Consider the following 16,722-nt stretch of genomic DNA (forward strand, 5'->3'; position numbering starts at 1 on the left):
GCCGGTAGCACAATCGACCTCGTCGCCCGGGGCTCGGCGCGGCGACGATGGGTGGGAGGGGTGAACCGGTGGGAGCCGGCTTGACGGCACGGTCATTAATCTAGCTAAGTGTTAAACTAGCTAAGTATTCTATTTCCGATTTTGGAGAGTTGCCGTGCCACGCACCGAAAACGACACCTGGGATCTAGCTACCAGCGTGGGCGCAACCGCGACCCTGGTGGCCGCGGCCCGCGCAATTGCGACCAAGTCCGATCACGCAGTCATCAACGACCAATTCGCCGAGCCGCTGGTCCGCGCCGTCGGAGTGGATTTCTTCACTCGCTGGGTCACCGGTGAACTCCGGGCCGACGACGTCGACGACGACGAGTCGAGCTGGAAACTCGCGCACATGCCCGACGCCATGGCCGCGCGAACCCGGTTCTTCGACTCGTTCTTCCAGAAAGCCGCGCAGGCCGGTATCCGCCAAGCCGTCATCCTGGCCTCCGGACTGGACGCCCGCGCATACCGGTTGGAGTGGCCCGCCGACACGAAAGTGTTCGAGATCGACCAGCCGGAGGTCATCGAGTTCAAGACCGTGACCTTGGCGGGTCTGGGCGCCACTCCCACCGCTGACCTGCGCACCGTCGCCATCGACCTGCGTCAGGACTGGCCGACGGCCCTGCGCCGGGCGGGCCTGGACACCGAGCGCCCGACCGCTTGGATCGCCGAGGGGCTGCTGGGCTACCTGCCGCCAGAGGCACAGGACCAGCTGATGGACAACATCACCTCGCTCAGCGCCCCGGGCAGCCGATTGGCGCTGGAAGCCATCCCGCGCCGGCCGCAGCGCGACGCCGAACAGGCGCGGGAGATGATGCGCAGGTCCACCGCGAAGTGGCGTGAGCACGGATTCGATCTGGATTGGGGCGAACTCGGCTTCGAGGGCGAGCGCAAGGACGTTGCTGACTACCTGGAAACTCTGGGTTGGCGCTCGGAGGGCACCGAGATGAGCCAGTTGCTGGCCGACAGCGGTCTTGGAGTTGTCCCGCCCACCCACGATTCAGTGACGATGGCCGACACCATCTACTACACCTCGATCCTGGGCCAGTGAGCGCACCACGACGCACGCTCAACGGCGCGGTGACGTCGCTGTGGAGCTTCCTCTCGCCGGCCTATGACCTGCCATTCCTGCAGCGCTGGGTGTATCGGCCGCCGCACGACGAGGTAATCGCGCAACTGCGCGCCCACGGCGCGCGCCGGATCGCGGACGTCGCCTGCGGCACCGGCATTCTCAGCGGCCGGATCGAGCGGGAACTGCAACCCGACGAGATCTACGGCATCGACATGTCCGAAGGCATGCTCAACCAGGCTCGCGCCAAGTCCACCCGGGTGCAGTGGAAGCGAGCCCCCGCTGAACAGCTGCCGTTTCAGGACGGTGCTCTGGACGCCGTCGTATCCACCTCGGCGTTTCATTTCTTCGACCAGCCGGCGGCCCTGAGCGAATTCCACCGCGTGCTGGCGCCCGGGGGCTTGGTGGCAGTAGCCACCCTGAGCAGTCGGCAGCCGTTCCAGCCGCCCGACCGCTGGATGCCGCAGCACAATCCGTCCCCGGCCAAGATGCGCAAGATGTTCGAGGATGCCGGTTTCACCGTCAGCGACCAGCACCGCATCCGGCGGCCGCTGTGGACCCAGCTGATCTCAGATCTACTGACGGTCGGCGTCAAGAGCTGAGGCGTACCGGAGCCCGAAATGGCGCGGCTACGTAACGGTTGGTAGGGCACTGGTCACATCCAGGTGTATCCGAACGAGCAATCGGGTAGCCGAAAGCGCGTGAGCGGTATGACATCCTACGATCAAGTCGGCTTTGCTGAAGCCGGCGAACTCGGGGTGATGCATACCGGAAATGCCGACGCCTACACCGTGGCGAAGTTCCGCCAAGATCTCAGCGACTGGCTGAACCTCCATCTGGAACTCGACGAAGACCGTGCCGCCGACATTCTGCTGGCGACCGACGAAGCGCTTTCCAATTGCGCCGACCACGCCTACCGGGTGGTCGGTCAGGTGGGGTCCATGACGTTACGAATCACTTATCGACCGGCGACGACCCAGCTCGGGATCTACATCAGCGACCACGGGCGCTGGATTGAGCCCAGCAACACCGCTCCCGCTCCGAACGCGGTGCGCGGTCGGGGCATTCTGTTGATGCGTGCGCTGGCGGACAAGTGCACCATCGATGGACGGCCCGACGGCACCACAGTCTGCCTGCGCTTCGACGACTGCCCGCCCAACAGCTACGTATTAAGCCAGGCCAGCTGACTCGCAGCCCGGCCCCGCGTGACGACGCGGTGGCCGAAGCGTTGTCAAGTTGTTTCAACCATCCTGATTGTGGCTAAACCCCGTCAGGTTTCCGATGCGGTTTCCGCAGAATCAAGTCGATGAGGAGCGCAGCATGAGCCTTGCCGCGAGCGAAGTGTTTGCAGCGCCATTGCGACTGAGCCCGCGCTTGGTCGCCGAACTCGGCGCAGAGCAAAGCACGCTGCGCGCTGCTGTCCAGGGTTTCAGCTCGGCGGTGATCGTTTACGTCGGCGGCGAGATCGATGCCTACAACGACGAGACCTGGCGGGTGCTGCTGGCGGAGGCGGCGTCGTTCGCCACCGCCCCTCAGCTTTTCATCGTCGATGTGAACGGCGTGGACTTCATGTCGTGCTCCTCATATCTGGCTCTGGCAGACGAGGCGGTCGGCTGCCGTGAACGCGGTATCGACCTTTGTCTGGTCAGTCAGCTGCCATCGGTTCGCCGTGTCGTCACGGCGTGCGGGCTCGACGATCTGGTGGCCGTGCACAGCAGTGCGCCGCAAAGTCTGCAGCTGATGGAGCAAAAGCGCGAGCAAGCCTGCTAACTCGCGAATTGTCGCACCCATTCGAACCACGAAGCCATCCCTTCGCCGGTGCGTGCGCTCACCGGCAGTATTGTCGCCGTCGGGTTGACCTGCCGGATGTGCCCGATGTAGGTGGCCACGTCGGCGTCGAGGTGGGGTACCAGGTCGATCTTGTTCAGCAATACCACGTCGACGGCTCGGAACATCACCGGATATTTCAGCGGCTTGTCCTCACCTTCGGCGATCGAGTACACCATCGCCTTGGCGTGTTCGCCGACGTCGAACTCGGCGGGGCAGACCAGGTTTCCGACGTTCTCGATGATCACCAGGTCCAGCTGCGTCAGGTCCAGCCCCTGCAGTGCGCGGTTGACCATCGGGGCATCCAGGTGACACTCGCCGCCGAATCCGTTGTCGGTGTTCAGTAGCGAGATCTGCGCGCCCCGGCCGCCGAGTTTGGCGGCGTCCAGATCGGTGGCGATGTCGCCCTCGATGATGCCGACAGACAGGTCGCCGGCCAGTTCGTCGAGGGTGGCGGCCAGCACCGTGGTTTTGCCGGAACCCGGCGAGCTCATCAGGTTGAGCGCCCGAATTCCGTTGTGTTCGAAAGCTTTCCGATTGATATCGGCCCGGGTGTCGTTCTCGGCGAAGATCGACTCCAGCACTTCGATACGCTGCGCGCCGGTCGCATAGCCACTGTGGTCGCCGTGGCCATCATGGTGGTCGTGGTCGGCGTCGGCGTGACTGTGCACCGTGCCGTCGTCGTGCCGATGGAATCTACCCATTGCTCAACCTTCTTTCCTGACACCTGGACCCCTGACCGCTGACTGCCGCCCGCCGGACAGCAACGACGATTCGGGCACCACACAATGCTGCCCGCACAGAGCCGGTGGTGTCGCGAAGTAGCGCAGACTTTTTGCACGCGATCATGATTGTCGGCGCCTCCGGGCCAGGTCTAGCCTGAAGTAGACAACCCGCGCCGACAGCCCTGAAAGCGCGGAAGTCTGTCACTGCTCAGGAGGTTCGGATGGGCAGTCGAAGTGACACGGTGCGTGGCGTGCGGTTGCGGCTCGACATTCTCGGCGTGGTTCAAGGCGTCGGCTTCCGCCCCGCCGTCGCGCGCATCGCCGCACGTCATGGCTTATCCGGGTGTGTCTACAACGACGCGGGGTCGGTGCATTGCGAGTTCGAAGGCCCGCCCGAACGGGTCGACGCTGCGCTGCGTGCGATCACGGTCGACCATCCGCCGATGGCGCGCATCGACGCGATCCGGACCACCGCGCTGCCGCCGATGGGGGAATCCGGATTCCGGATCCTGGGCAGCCAGAGCGGCGATGAGCGCCGCACCTTGGTGCCGCCCGACATCGCCGTGTGCGACGACTGCCTGCGTGAACTGCGCGATCCCGCCGATCGCCGCTACGGCCATCCCTTCATCACCTGCACCAACTGCGGTCCGCGCTACACCGTGATCACCGACCTGCCCTACGACCGGCCGATGACCACCATGGCGCAGTTTCCCATGTGCGCGCGGTGTGCGACCGAATACCGCGACCCCACCGACCGCCGATTCCACGCGCAGACCATCGCGTGCCCGGACTGCGGCCCCACCCTGTCCTGGCACGGGCCGGGCGCGGACGATCCACTGCAGGCCGCCGCAACGGCGATCGACAACGGATTGATCGTCGCACTCAAGGGGATCGGCGGGTTTCATCTGGCCTGCCGCGCCAACGATGCCGCCGCGGTCGCAACGCTGCGGCGTCGGAAAAACCGGCCCGCCAAGCCTTTTGCGGTGATGGTTGCCGATATCGCCGGCGCGCGACGGATCTGCCGGGTCGATGAGCAGGCGGCCAGCTTACTGGGGTCTCCGGCCGGCCGCACCCCTCGTGTTGTTGCCCGCCCACGACGACGTGATGCTGGTCGGGGTGGCGCCCGGGCTGTCCGAAATCGGCGTGATGCTGGCGTATTCGCCACTGCACCACCTGCTGTTCGACCGGCTCGGCTCGGTGCCGCTGGTGATGACCTCCGCCAACAACTCCGGGTCACCCATCGTCTTCCGCGACGCTGACCTGGATTGGATCGACGGGCTGGCCGACGCGGTGCTCACCCATGATCGTCCCATCCACGTGCCCTGCGAGGATTCAGTGCTGACGCTGGACGGCAACGGCGCAATGGTGCCGATCCGGCGTTCCCGCGGCTACGCCCCGCTACCGGTGGCGACGCCCGCGGCGGCTGCCGGGGCAACGATCCTGGCCACCGGCGGCGACCTCAAGACCACGTTCTGTCTGATGTCCCCCGACGGGCACGCGCACCTGTCGTCGCATTTGGGGGACATGGCCGACCCACGGACCCAGAGCTGCTTCGAATCGGCTTTGGATCACCTGTCTTTCATGACCGAACGCCGTCCCGAGCTGATCGCGTGCGACCTGCACCCTGGCTACGCGACCACCAGTTGGGCGCGGCGCCAAGATAAGCCGGTCGTGCAGGTGCAGCATCACCACGCCCATGCGGTGTCGCTGCTGGCCGAACACGGCCTACTCGGCACCGCGATGCTCGCCGTCGCCTTCGACGGCACCGGCTACGGCACCGATGGCAGCGTCTGGGGCGGTGAACTGCTGATGATCACCGATCCGGCGTCGTTCACCCGGGTCGGCCACCTGCTGCCGTTCGCACTGCCGGGCGCCGACGGCGCGGTACGTCGGCCCGGCCGGATCGCACTGGATCTGCTGCACCGGGCCGGGATCGACTGGGCGCCGGACATTCCGGCCGTCCACGAGATGAGCGATGCGTCCCGGCATGTGCTGGCTCAACAGATTCCGCGCGGCATCGGGTGCATCCCGACCAGCAGCATGGGCCGGCTGTTCGACGCCGTGGCTAGCCTGCTCGGTGTCTGCCAAGAGGTGACCTACGAGGGACAGGCGGCCATCGAACTCGAGCACCTGGCCCGTCGCGGCAGTCCGGTACCGATGGAATTCGCAGTGACGGCAGGCGTTTTGGATCCGCGGCCGTTGGTCGCCGAGTTGGTCGCCGGACTGCGTGCCGGCGTCGCACCAGCCGATCTGGCCGCGGGATTCCACACCGCCGTGATCGCAGCGACGGTGCGGGCGATCGAGCAGGCCGCAGCGGGAATCCGCACCATCGGCCTGACCGGCGGGGTGTTCGTGAACCGATTACTGCGGGAGGGGCTGCGCGACCGATTGGTCAGCGATGGTTTCGACGTGCTGACGCATGCGGTGTTGCCCTGCAACGACGGCGGGCTGGCTCTCGGGCAGGCCGTGATCGCGGCGCAGCGACAGGAAAGGGGGGGCCGGCCGATGTGTCTCGGAATTCCCGGCAGGGTAGTCCGCACCTGGGAGGAGGCGGGAACACGCATGTGCACCGTCGACTTCGGTGGCACCACCAAGACGGTCTGCCTGGCCTATTTGCCCGACCTGCAGATCGGTGAATACGCGATCGTGCACGCCGGATTCGCCATCACTCGGCTCGACGAAGCATCGGCCAACGAAACCCTGCGGATGTTCCAGGGACTCGGGGTGCTCGACGAGGAGTTGGCCGGAGACCAAGGACAAAGCAGCAGGGAGCCAGCATGAAATACCTCGACGAGTTTCGGGATCCGGCCGCTGCCCGCACCCTGGTCGACCACATCAAGAAGCGGGCCACCAGGACCTGGACCATCATGGAAGTCTGCGGTGGACAGACGCATTCGATCATCCGCAACGGCATCGACCAATTGCTGGACGGGGCAGTCGAATTCATCCACGGTCCGGGATGTCCGGTCTGTGTGACGCCGCTGGAGATGATCGATCGCGCGCTGGAGATCGCCGCCCGCGAGGACGTGATCTTCTGTTCGTTCGGGGACATGCTTCGGGTGCCTGGCAGCCACCACGATCTGTTCAGCGTTCGCGCCCGCGGCGGCGACGTTCGAGTCGTCTACTCACCGCTGGACGCCACCCGGGTAGCCGTCGACAACCCCGACAAACAGGTGGTGTTCTTCGGGGTCGGCTTCGAGACCACGGCGCCGGCGAACGCGATGGCCGTGGTGCACGCCCAGCGGCTCGGGCTGGCCAACTTCTCGATGCTGGTCTCCCATGTTCTGGTACCGCCGGCCATGACGGCGATCCTGAGCTCGCCCACCAACCGGGTCGAAGGTTTCCTGGCCGCCGGGCACGTCTGCACGGTGATGGGCACCGGCGAATACGGCCCACTGGTCGAGCAATACCGGGTGCCGATTGTGGTCACTGGATTCGAACCCCTGGACCTGCTGGAAGGTGTCCGCCAGGTGGTCGACCTGCTCGAGGCCGGAACCCCCGAGTTGCGCAACGCCTACCCGCGCGCGGTGACCGCCGCGGGCAACACCGTCGCGCAGCAGACGCTCGCCGACGTGTTCGTGGTGACCGATCGGCAATGGCGGGGCATCGGCATGATCCCGAAGTCCGGCTGGACTCTGTCGCCCCGTTACGCGCAATTCGACGCCGAACTCAAATTCGGTGTGGGCCACCTGCGGGTGTCCGAGTCCGCGGATTGCCACAGCGGCGAAGTGCTGCAGGGTCTACTCAAACCCAACCAGTGCCCGGCATTCGGCACTGCCTGCACGCCCCGTACTCCGCTGGGGGCGACCATGGTGTCCAGCGAAGGCGCCTGCGCGGCCTACTACCAGTTCCGCCGGCTGGAAGCCTCGGCTCATGCCTGAATTCCCGGTGGCGATCGACCCCGCGGACTGGGTGTGTCCATTGCCGCTGCGCGAAACCCGGCGCATCGTCCTGGGCCATGGTGGCGGCGGGGTGCTGTCGGAAGAACTGATCGAGAACCTCTTCCTGCCGGCGTTCGGTGGTACGCGGGGTGCGACGCGCGACTCGGCCCTGCTCGACGTCGCGGGCGGACGTATCGCGCTGACCACGGATTCCTATGTGGTGCAACCGTTGTTCTTTCCCGGCGGCAACATCGGCAACCTGGCGGTCAACGGCACGATCAACGACTTGGCGTGCAGCGGAGCGCAACCAATCGGTTTGACCGCCGGGTTCATCCTGGAAGAAGGTCTGGAACTCGACGTACTCGGCGTGGTCGCCGAAACCATGGGCAGGGCAGCGGCGCAGGCCGGGGTGAACATCGTCACCGGCGACACCAAGGTGGTGGCCAAGGGTGGCGCGGACCAGCTTTTCGTCAATACCGCCGGTGTCGGCCTGGTCCCGCCGGGCCTGCAGATCGGGCCCGAGCGGGCACGTCCCGGCGATCACATCATCGTCTCGGGCAATCTCGGCGAGCACGGTGTGGCGATCATGAGTGTGCGCGAGGGCATCGATTTCGGCACCGTGGTCACCACCGACAGCACCCCGCTGCATCGGCTGGTCGCCGCCACCCTGGACGCGGCCGGAAGCGCGGTGCACGTGCTGCGCGACCCCACCCGGGGCGGACTGGTGGCATCGCTGGTCGAGCTCGCCCGCGCGGCATCGGTGGGTGTCGAGCTGGAACTGGCGAAGATCCCTATTCCCGAGACGGTTTCGTCGGCCTGCTCATTCTTGGGACTGGACCCGCTGCAGGTTGCCAACGAGGGCAAGATGGTGGCGTTCGTCGACCCGGACAGCAGCGAAGCAGCGCTGGCGGCGATGCGGTCACGCCCGGAGGGCGCCGATGCCGCGATCATCGGTCGCGTGGTCACCGAGCACCCGGGCATGGTGGTCGGCAGAACCGCCTTCGGCACCACCCAGGTCATCGAACGCCAACTGGGTGAACAACTTCCACGAATCTGCTGACTGCGCCGCGTGACGGGGAGCGCCGGGGGATGCCCCGAAGCCGGCCACCAGATGCGAACCGCCACGCAAGGAGCGCGACGCCATTGCAGCTCATCCAGGCGCCGGTCAGTCCGGGCGCACCGTGACCCAAACCGGTTCGCGCTCGTCGCGATGCTCGGCGGCGTGAGCCGATAACCAGCAGACCGCGCCAGATCCGCCGATCACGGGTGCATCGATCATCGCGACCGCCAGGGCGTCCACTGCCCGCACATCGCCGACCTGGTGGCTGTCAAACCAAAACCCGCCCCGTAGTGAACGCGATCGATGTCTCGTCTAAATTCGGACGCGATCGGATTCGTCGGAAGGAAAATCATGAACGCGCAGGTCGAGCAGCTGGAGTTCCAGGCAGAGGCCCGGCAATTGCTGGACTTGATGGTCCACTCGGTTTATTCGAACAAAGACTCGTTCCTACGGGAACTGATCTCCAACGCCTCCGATGCGTTGGACAAGCTGCGGCTGGAAGCCTTGCGTAACAAGGACTTAGACGTCGACACCTCGGATCTGCACATCGAGATCGAGGTTGACAAAGAGGCCAGGACGCTGACCATCCGCGACAACGGCATCGGGATGACCCGCGCCGAAGTGGTGGACCTGATCGGAACGCTGGCCAAGTCGGGCACCGCCGAACTGCGCCAACAGCTTCGGGAGGCCAAGAACGCCCAGAACGAGCAGGCATCCGAGGAGCTGATCGGCCAGTTCGGCATCGGGTTCTACTCGTCGTTCATGGTCGCCGACAAGGTCCAGCTGCTCACCCGCAAGGCCGGCGAGAGCGAAGCCACCAAGTGGGAGTCGAGCGGCGAGGGCACCTACACCATCGAAGCCGTCGAAGGCGCCCCGCAAGGTACCTCGGTCACCCTGCACCTCAAGCCCGAAGACGCCGAGGACGAGCTGCACGACTACACCTCCCCCTGGAAGCTCAAAAGCCTGGTCAAGCAGTACTCCGACTTCATCGCCTGGCCCATCCGGATGGAGGTCGAGCGCCGCATCCAGGTGCCCGTCGAGGGTGCCGAGGGGGAGGGCTCCGAAGAGGAGCCCGTGGAGACCACCGAAAAGGTCGTCACCGAAACCGAGACGCTGAACTCGATGAAGGCGCTGTGGGCGCGCCCGAAAGAGGAGGTCTCCGAGGAGGAGTACAAGGAGTTCTACAAGCACATCGCGCATGCCTGGGACGACCCGCTCGAGGTCATCGCGATGAAGGCGGAGGGCACCTTCGAGTACCAGGCGCTGCTGTTCATCCCGTCCCAGGCGCCGTTCGACCTGTTCAACCGGGACGCCAAGACCGGGGTGCAGCTGTACGTCAAACGCGTCTTCATCATGGGCGACTGCGACGAACTGATGCCGGAGTACCTGCGCTTCGTCAAGGGTGTCGTCGACGCACAGGACTTGTCGCTCAACGTGTCTCGGGAAATTCTGCAGAAGGACCGGCAGATCAACGCGATCCGGCGGCGGTTGACCAAGAAGGTGCTGTCCACGATCAAGGAGATTCAGGCGCAGCGGCCCGAGGACTACCGCACCTTCTGGACGCAATTCGGCAAGGTCCTAAAGGAGGGCCTGCTGTCGGACTTCGACAACCAGGAGACGCTGCTGGCGGTGTCCTCGTTCGCCTCGACGCACAGCGAGGAGGAACCCACCACGCTGGCCGAGTATGTCGCGCGGATGAAGGAAGGCCAGACCCAGATCTTCTACGCCACCGGGGAGTCGCGCCAGCAGTTGCTCAAGTCGCCGCACCTGGAGGCGTTCAAGGCCAAGGGCTACGAAGTGCTGCTGCTGACCGACCCGGTCGACGAGGTCTGGGTTGGCGTGGTCACCGAGTTCGACGGCAAGCCGCTGCAGTCGGTGGCCAAGGGCGAGGTCGATCTGGACGGTGACGAAGAGTCCTCGACCGCCGAGCGGGAGGAGCAGCAGAAAGAATTCGCCGACCTGCTGAGCTGGCTGAAGGAGACGCTGAGCGAGCACGTCAAGGAAGTGCGGTTGTCCACCCGCCTCACCGAGTCGCCGGCCTGCCTGATCACCGACGCGTTCGGCATCACCCCGGCGCTCGCCCGGCTCTACAAAGCCTCCGGGCAGGAGGTCCCGGTCGGCAAGCGGATCCTGGAACTCAATCCGAACCATCCGCTGGTCACCGGGCTGCGCCAGGCGCACGCCGACCGGCCTGAGGATGCCACGGTCGCCGAAACCGCCGAACTTCTCTACGGCACCGCGCTCCTTGCCGAGGGCGGCGCCTTGGAGGACCCGGCACGCTTCGCCGAACTGCTGGCAGACCGGTTGGCGCGCACGGTGTAGGCCGTCGACACGGTGGTTGAAAGCCGTGCCGAGTGGTTATCCGCCAACAATGACTGTGTTTCGGGCCATTGATCCGCGGGGAGCGGTCGTGGCGTGCAGTGACTTCGATACCGCTGAGGCGGCGCACCGCTGGTTCGCCGATGTGATCGAGGGTCGTTACGCGCCGGGCTGGCGCATGGAAGTCGACGACGACGGGTACTGGGCGGGCTTCGACGACACCGGCGGCTTCACGGCGCCGCTGAGTCGCGGCGCCATGCGCCGCTAGTTGCAGCACCGTGCGCCGCTGACGAATTCGCGCTAACGCCCGATCTTTTCACGGACCAGCTCGGTGAGAAACCGGCCCGCGGAGACCGGCTGGAACGCGCGGGCCGCGGCGGTCAGCGCGTCGCGCGCTTCGTTGCTCAGCTCCACCTCCGCGGCGGCCACATTGAACTCCAGCTGCTCCACGCTGGAGGCACCCGGGATGGCGACCACACCGGGCAGGCTGATCGGCCACGCCAGAGCGACCTGCGCGGGTTTGGCGCCGGCTTCGGTGGCCACGTCGCGCAGCGTCTGCAGCAGCGGCTCGATCCGGCGCAGGTTCTCGGTGCCGAACAGCGGGTTGACCGAGCGCACACCGCCGGGCCGGTTGTCCACGCCGTACTTGCCGCCGAGCAGTCCTTGGGCCAGCGGGCTGTAGGCGATCACGATGCGGTTCTCCCGCTCGGCGAAGGGCACCATGTGGTCCAGCGCGCGCGGGCGGGCCAGCGAGAATTCCACCTGGTTGCTGATGACGGGCCGGCCGAGGGCGGCGTCGGCCTGCTGCCAGCGGGACAGCGAATAGTTCGAAACGCCGGCCGCGCCGATCTTGCCGTCGTCGAGGAGGTCGCGCATGCCGGGCATGATGACCGTGTCGGGGACCAGCGGGTTGGGTTGGTGGATCTGGTACAGCGGGATGCGGTCCAGTTGCAGGCGGCGCGCGCTGGCGCGTTCGCGTTGCTTGATGATCGCGGGGAACGGCGCGACCGGGAAGACCTTGCTGGCCACCGCGACGTCGGCGCGTTCGTCGCCCAGTGCTTCGCCCAGGATGCGTTCGCTCTTGCCCAGCCCGTATACCTCGGCGGTGTCGAACAGTGTCACGCCGAGGGCGCGGGCGCGCTTGACGATGTCGCGGGCGGCGCCGGAGGCGTAGTCGTCGCCGTAACCCCATTCGCGGGAGCCGAACTGCCACGTCCCGAGACCGATCCGGCTGACCTGTCCGACTCCGTCGACCTGTAGGTATTTCATGGGCCCACCGTATACCCGGACGCTGCAGCCTACTTAGCTGGCTGGTGGGGGAGCCGGCCGGTCGGAATGTGCCTGGTGCCAACGAAGTTCGGCGGCACGAACCTTGCGGTGGGTGTGTCGCAGCCAGATCAGCCCCGCGGCACCGGCGACCAGGGCCAGCGCGACTGACGCGGCTCCGGGTGCGACGTGGCCGGTGGCGAAGGCGGCCAAACCGATGACCAATGCGATGACACCGATGGCGACCCCGGCGATTCCGGGCCCGTTCGCGCCGTTCTTGATGGCTTCGCCGGCGTGCTTACGGGTGGTCCGATAGTGGTCCACCGGGTCCGTCTCGGATTCGTCCAACGTCACTCCGTGTCGAGAAATGTTGTCAGCCAACGCCGTTCGCGTGGCGATCTTAAGATGGTCGGCCCGCATGCGTATCAACACGATTTACCCCGACGGCGCAGGTGTTAAACGCGAGCCGGTGCCCGCGGGGCAGTGCGAGTGCGGCGTCGACCCCGGGTTTAGGGCAACGGCATGCTCCGAAAACGGTAACCCCGTTCTCCGCCGCTTGGGCCGGTGTGTCACACTTCGCTGCGGAGGTCGATATGGCGAGAACAGTGGTGATCGGAGCCTCGAGCGGGTTGGGGCGCTGTATTGGTGTCGGCTTGGCAAAGCGCGGCGATCAGGTCGCGTTGCTCGCCCGGCGGCGTGAACGCATCGAAACCGCCGCGCATGAAGCCGGATCGGCGGCGGTCGCCGTGGAGTGCGACGTGACCGACCAGGCATCGGCCCGCGCAGGCATCGACGCTGCCGCCGATGCGCTGGGCGGCATCGACAACGTCGTCTACACACCCGCGATCAGCCCGCTGGTGCCCTTGGCTGACACCGACGCCGCAACCTGGCGGCGCGTGTTCGACACCAACGTCATCGGTGCGGCGCTGGCCACCGCGGCCGCCGTGCCACATCTCACCGCTTCTGCCGAGAAAGCAGCAGGCAAAGTCATATTTCTATCCTCGGACGCGGGCACGTTCGGTCCGCCCTGGCCGGGACTGGGCGCCTACGGTGTCAGCAAAGCGGCCTTGGAGCGGCTCGTCGAGGCGTGGCGTGCCGAGCATCCCGACATCGGCTTCACCAACTTGATCGTGGGCGAGTGCGCCGGTGGCGAGGGCGACGCGCAAACCGGCATGAACGCCGGCTGGGACCGCGAGCTGACGATGCAGGCCTACCCGCTGTGGGTGTCACGAGGCTGCATGCCAGGCAAATTGATGCCCGTGGAAGATCTCGTCGACGTCGTGCACACGATCCTGCGCACCGACGCCTGCACGTCGATGCCGGTGGTCGTCGCCCGGGGTGCGCCGGCCGCCGCGGGAGCGGTGCTGTCCAACGGCCAGAAGTCGTAGCCGCCCGGCCCGACCATCTTCGTCTGCGGTTCAGCTGTCACGCGGGTGGATGAAGATACCTTCGGCGGATACCGTGACGCCCTCGGCGTCGCTGATCTGGCCGGCCGCGAAAGTCTTGACACCTTGCCGACTTTCGACCCAGGCCTCGGCGCGCAACGGCTGCCGCAGCGGAGTGCGTCGGTGATAGCGCAGGGTCAGCGTCCCGGTGTAGGCGGGCCGTCCCGGTTGGTGCGCGGTGGCCCCGAGCACGTGGTCCAGGATCATGGCTGAAACGCCGCCGTGCACATGTCCCATTGGCCCTTCGAAGGCGGCCCCCAGCGTGAACTCGGTCCACGCCGACCCGTCGCTCTCGTAGTGGACGACCAACGGGGGAGCAGACGGGTTGCGAACGCCGATAACGACATTGCCCGATGCGACGCCCTGGCCGTCCTGGACTCTGCGTTCACCGAACGTGCCGGGCATCAACTCAGCGCTGAGTTCGCTTGTGACGCTGTCGATCTTGGCTCGCGCGGCAGCGATGACGTCGTGGCTGACCTCGGTACGGATTGTCGCGTCGATCAACCGCCGCACCGACACCGCCAGTGACTCGTACACCGGCAGCGAATCTGTCATCGACGCAAACGAATCCACCATGTCCGTCACCATAGAGCAGCACCGGTGACCAGTCGGCGCGGCCCTGTGCCGCGACTTGGTGTCCCGGCCAGTGGTCAGGCTAGGGCGCATCTCCGCGCCGAATTGTTAATCTGGCGCGATGGACCAGCCCAGCGACAAGGTCAAGGCGGCGCTCGCCGCGACCAGCTGGGCGCTGCTGGGCATGATGTCCTACGAAGAAGAAGTCTCCGGCTACGACCTCAAGAAGTGGATCGACTGGAGCGTCGACCTCTACTACTGGAGTCCGTCCTACAGCCAGATCTACACCGAGTTGAAGAAGCTGGAGAGTCTCGGCCTGGTCACCTCGCGCGTCGAGCGCGACGAAGGCACCCGCAGCAGGCGGCTCTACAAGATCACCCCGACGGGGATGGCCGCGATCACCGACTGGACCAACAACGCCCCCTTGGACCCGCCGGTGCTCAAGCACAGCATGCTGCTGCGGGTGACGTTCGGGCATCTGAGCAACCCGACCCGGCTCAAGGAGCAGCTGCAGGATTACGTGGCCTACGCCGAAGCCAGGCATCGCAAAGCGGTCGAGGACGCTGAGGGTGCGGAAGTCGAACCCGCTTGGGCGTATTCGGTGATCGCGCTGCGATGGGCGGCCAAGTACTACGCCGCCGAGCGGGAATTCGCCTTGGAGCTGATGAAAGAGATCGACGAAGCCGACGCGATCATCAGCAAAGCCGGCAAAGGCGGGTTCGGCCAACCGCGTCCCACCCCTGGTTTCTGGCGCGAGGTGGAGAAGCAGGTCGAGGCCAAGCGCGCTGCCGAGTAGGTCAAACCGGTTGCTTGACAGCGCATTTGCTGTCCACCCAGGCCAGTATTTCGGATACGCACGCGCCGATGTTGCCGATCTGACAGTGATTGCCGGCTTGTTCGGCGGCAGTGAACAATCGGGTGGTGACCGGCGAGCGTGCCGAGGTGAGATTGGCGGCCTGGCGCTGCAGTTGGTGCAACGGGACGTAATGGTCGTCGGCACCCGCGAGTAGCAGGGTGTCGGCAATCGTGCTGCCGTCCTCGCGCAGCACCCGCCCAGGTCGGACAGCACCATCTTCACCGCGTAGAACGGCGCGCCGACCAGAGCGCGAAGATTGGGATTGGGCGATGCCGGCGTCATACCATGCCTGCGGTACTTTCATCCGCGGAAACAGTGCGGCGCCAAAGACATAGCTGTTGCGGTAGTGCTGGTCGAAGATGATCCACATCGACTCGACAGGGCTGGCGTGGCGCTCGAGGTCGAGCAACCGCTGACCGAGCGACATAGGCCCGCGCGGTGCCGGATTGGAAGATGCATCCTGGTCACCGGGACATCTCGCTGCCGTCTGAGCGGCCGGAGGCGTTGAATGGAACCCATGATGTCGCAATCCGATGCCGACGAGATCCGGCTCATCGAAGCGCAGGCCGCCCCGACGCGGTTCGCCCGCGGCTGGCACTGCCTGGGGCTGGTCCGGGATTACGGGGACGGCAAGCCGCACGCGGTCAAAGCGTTCGGTCAGCAGCTCGTCGTGTTCCGCAGCGCAGACGGCAAAATCAATGTGCTGGACGGCTTTTGCCGGCACATGGGCGGGAACCTGGCGGAGGGGACCGTCAAGGGCAACGAGATCGCCTGCCCGTTCCACGATTGGCGCTGGGGCGGTGACGGCCGCTGCAAGAAGGTCCCCTACGCCAAACGCACGCCGCGACTGGCCCGCACCGCGACCTGGACCACGCTGGAACAGGACGGCATGCTGTTCGTCTGGAACGACCCGGAGCACCACCCGCCGCCGCCCGAGGTCACCATTCCGCGCATCGACGGAGCAACCAGCGACGAATGGACCGATTGGCACTGGTACACCACCGTGGTCGGCAGCAACTGCCGCGAGATCATCGACAACGTTGTCGACATGGCCCACTTCTTCTACATCCACGGCTCGCTGCCCACCTACTTCAAGAACATCTTCGAAGGCCACGTGGCCACCCAGTACATGAACGGGGAGGGCCGGCCCGACATGGGGTCCGGAGGTGTGGCGCTGCTCGGCACCACGTCGGTGGCATCGTATTTCGGGCCGTCGTTCATGATCGACGACCTGACCTACCACTACGACGACGGCGACCAGCGGACCATCCTGATCAACTGCCACTATCCGATCGACGCGAGTTCCTTTGTGCTGCAATACGGAATTATCGTCAAGAAGTCGTCGAGGCTGCCCGACGAGCAGGCTATGCAGACCGCGATCAGCCTCGGCGACTACGTGAAGATGGGCTTCGAGCAAGACGTCGAGATCTGGCGGCACAAGGCGCGCATCGACAACCCGTTGCTGGTCGAGGAGGACGGACCGGTCTACCAACTGCGGCGCTGGTACGACCAGTTCTACGTCGATGTCGCCGACGTGCAGCCAGACATGGTGGACCGCTTCGAATTTGAGCTGGACACCACGCGACCGCACGAGGCATGGATGAAGGAGATCGAGGCGAACTTGGCTGCCCGCGCGGGCTCAGCCAGCCGTTAACCTCTGCAGCG

At 65.8% G+C, this 16,722-nt stretch carries 18 protein-coding genes and 3 pseudogenes; 14 read left to right on the forward strand and 7 right to left on the reverse strand.

Annotation, left to right across the window (positions count from 1 at the left end):
- Nucleotides 1-154: 154 nt before the first annotated feature.
- The 4 genes from L6444_RS10790 (at nucleotide 155) to L6444_RS10805 (ending at nucleotide 2,875) form a co-directional block, all read left to right on the forward strand.
- On the forward strand, nucleotides 155-1,087 hold the full coding sequence (locus tag L6444_RS10790; protein WP_236982386.1) for a class I SAM-dependent methyltransferase: 933 nt from the start codon (nucleotides 155-157) through the stop codon (nucleotides 1,085-1,087).
- Nucleotides 1,084-1,707 (forward strand): class I SAM-dependent methyltransferase, encoded by a 624-nt coding sequence (locus tag L6444_RS10795; RefSeq protein WP_236982388.1) that lies wholly within the window; start codon nucleotides 1,084-1,086, stop codon nucleotides 1,705-1,707. The genes L6444_RS10790 and L6444_RS10795 overlap by 4 nt, the downstream gene beginning before the upstream one ends.
- Nucleotides 1,708-1,815: 108 nt before the next feature.
- Nucleotides 1,816-2,292: an ATP-binding protein gene (locus L6444_RS10800; protein ID WP_236982390.1), complete on the forward strand. Its 477-nt coding sequence runs from the start codon at nucleotides 1,816-1,818 to the stop codon at nucleotides 2,290-2,292.
- A 133-nt stretch (nucleotides 2,293-2,425) separates the two neighbouring features.
- Nucleotides 2,426-2,875, forward strand: a complete 450-nt coding sequence (locus tag L6444_RS10805) for an anti-sigma factor antagonist (protein ID WP_236982398.1) — start codon at nucleotides 2,426-2,428, stop codon at nucleotides 2,873-2,875.
- Here L6444_RS10805 and hypB read toward each other — a convergent pair.
- Complete coding sequence (gene hypB / locus L6444_RS10810) at nucleotides 2,872-3,636, reverse strand: hydrogenase nickel incorporation protein HypB (RefSeq protein WP_236982400.1); 765 nt, start codon at nucleotides 3,634-3,636, stop codon at nucleotides 2,872-2,874. The genes L6444_RS10805 and hypB overlap by 4 nt on opposite strands.
- Nucleotides 3,637-3,878: 242 nt before the next feature.
- On the opposite strand from hypB, the pseudogene L6444_RS31050 reads away from it, so the two are divergent.
- The 5 genes and pseudogenes from L6444_RS31050 to hypE all read left to right on the forward strand — a co-directional run.
- A pseudogene (locus L6444_RS31050) lies at nucleotides 3,879-4,649 on the forward strand (acylphosphatase); the annotation flags it as partial.
- A 112-nt stretch (nucleotides 4,650-4,761) separates the two neighbouring features.
- Nucleotides 4,762-6,060: pseudogene (locus L6444_RS31055) on the forward strand (Kae1-like domain-containing protein); the annotation flags it as partial.
- Nucleotides 6,061-6,162: 102 nt separating this feature from the next.
- Nucleotides 6,163-6,438, forward strand: a complete 276-nt coding sequence (locus L6444_RS10820) for a HypC/HybG/HupF family hydrogenase formation chaperone (RefSeq protein ID WP_238304682.1) — start codon at nucleotides 6,163-6,165, stop codon at nucleotides 6,436-6,438.
- The gene (hypD, locus tag L6444_RS10825) at nucleotides 6,435-7,538 is read left to right on the forward strand and encodes a hydrogenase formation protein HypD (RefSeq protein ID WP_236982402.1); all 1,104 of its coding nucleotides are present in this window, start codon (nucleotides 6,435-6,437) and stop codon (nucleotides 7,536-7,538) included. The genes L6444_RS10820 and hypD overlap by 4 nt, the downstream gene beginning before the upstream one ends.
- The gene (hypE, locus tag L6444_RS10830) at nucleotides 7,531-8,598 is read left to right on the forward strand and encodes a hydrogenase expression/formation protein HypE (RefSeq protein WP_236982404.1); all 1,068 of its coding nucleotides are present in this window, start codon (nucleotides 7,531-7,533) and stop codon (nucleotides 8,596-8,598) included. Before hypD ends, hypE begins: the two co-directional genes overlap by 8 nt.
- 105 nt (nucleotides 8,599-8,703) lie before the next feature.
- Here hypE and L6444_RS30070 read toward each other — a convergent pair whose 3' ends face one another.
- Complete coding sequence (locus L6444_RS30070; RefSeq protein WP_255731163.1) at nucleotides 8,704-8,838, reverse strand: hypothetical protein; 135 nt, start codon at nucleotides 8,836-8,838, stop codon at nucleotides 8,704-8,706.
- Between the two features lie 111 nt (nucleotides 8,839-8,949).
- On the opposite strand from L6444_RS30070, the gene htpG reads away from it, so the two are divergent.
- Both htpG and L6444_RS10840 read left to right on the forward strand, forming a co-directional pair.
- Nucleotides 8,950-10,920, forward strand: a complete 1,971-nt coding sequence (gene htpG, locus L6444_RS10835; RefSeq protein WP_236982406.1) for a molecular chaperone HtpG — start codon at nucleotides 8,950-8,952, stop codon at nucleotides 10,918-10,920.
- Between the two features lie 49 nt (nucleotides 10,921-10,969).
- A complete protein-coding gene (locus L6444_RS10840) occupies nucleotides 10,970-11,185 on the forward strand; it encodes a hypothetical protein (protein ID WP_236982408.1) in 216 nt (71 codons plus the stop codon).
- A gap of 32 nt (nucleotides 11,186-11,217) precedes the next feature.
- On the opposite strand, the gene L6444_RS10845 is transcribed toward L6444_RS10840, so the two are convergent.
- Together L6444_RS10845 and L6444_RS10850 are read right to left on the reverse strand one after the other, a co-directional pair.
- Nucleotides 11,218-12,186 carry an aldo/keto reductase gene (locus tag L6444_RS10845; protein WP_236982410.1) on the reverse strand — a complete coding sequence of 323 codons (969 nt, stop codon included), beginning with the start codon at nucleotides 12,184-12,186 and terminating at the stop codon, nucleotides 11,218-11,220.
- Nucleotides 12,187-12,219: 33 nt separating this feature from the next.
- Nucleotides 12,220-12,537, reverse strand: coding sequence for a hypothetical protein (locus L6444_RS10850; protein ID WP_236982412.1), 318 nt, complete (start codon nucleotides 12,535-12,537; stop codon nucleotides 12,220-12,222).
- Between the two features lie 251 nt (nucleotides 12,538-12,788).
- Between L6444_RS10850 and L6444_RS10855 the strand changes: the two genes are divergently transcribed.
- On the forward strand, nucleotides 12,789-13,571 hold the full coding sequence (locus L6444_RS10855; protein ID WP_236984005.1) for an SDR family oxidoreductase: 783 nt from the start codon (nucleotides 12,789-12,791) through the stop codon (nucleotides 13,569-13,571).
- Between the two features lie 30 nt (nucleotides 13,572-13,601).
- Here L6444_RS10855 and L6444_RS10860 read toward each other — a convergent pair whose 3' ends face one another.
- Complete coding sequence (locus L6444_RS10860) at nucleotides 13,602-14,204, reverse strand: PaaI family thioesterase (protein WP_236982414.1); 603 nt, start codon at nucleotides 14,202-14,204, stop codon at nucleotides 13,602-13,604.
- A 118-nt stretch (nucleotides 14,205-14,322) separates the two neighbouring features.
- Here L6444_RS10860 and L6444_RS10865 point away from each other — a divergent pair, with 118 nt between their 5' ends.
- Nucleotides 14,323-14,997, forward strand: coding sequence for a PadR family transcriptional regulator (locus tag L6444_RS10865; RefSeq protein ID WP_236982416.1), 675 nt, complete (start codon nucleotides 14,323-14,325; stop codon nucleotides 14,995-14,997).
- A gap of 1 nt (nucleotide 14,998) precedes the next feature.
- Here the strand turns inward: L6444_RS10865 and L6444_RS10870 are convergent, their stop codons facing one another.
- Both L6444_RS10870 and L6444_RS10875 read right to left on the reverse strand, forming a co-directional pair.
- Nucleotides 14,999-15,250 carry a hypothetical protein gene (locus L6444_RS10870; protein WP_236982418.1) on the reverse strand — a complete coding sequence of 84 codons (252 nt, stop codon included), beginning with the start codon at nucleotides 15,248-15,250 and terminating at the stop codon, nucleotides 14,999-15,001.
- Nucleotides 15,247-15,484 (reverse strand): annotated as a pseudogene (locus L6444_RS10875) (3-ketosteroid-delta-1-dehydrogenase); the annotation flags it as partial. The pseudogene L6444_RS10875 and the gene L6444_RS10870, both read right to left, overlap by 4 nt.
- 90 nt (nucleotides 15,485-15,574) lie before the next feature.
- On the opposite strand from L6444_RS10875, the gene L6444_RS10880 reads away from it, so the two are divergent.
- Nucleotides 15,575-16,711, forward strand: coding sequence for a Rieske 2Fe-2S domain-containing protein (locus L6444_RS10880; protein WP_236982420.1), 1,137 nt, complete (start codon nucleotides 15,575-15,577; stop codon nucleotides 16,709-16,711).
- Nucleotides 16,712-16,722 lie beyond the last annotated feature (11 nt).

It is taken from the genome of Mycobacterium kiyosense, assembly GCA_021654635.1.
Classification (GTDB): Bacteria; Actinomycetota; Actinomycetes; order Mycobacteriales; family Mycobacteriaceae; genus Mycobacterium; species Mycobacterium kiyosense.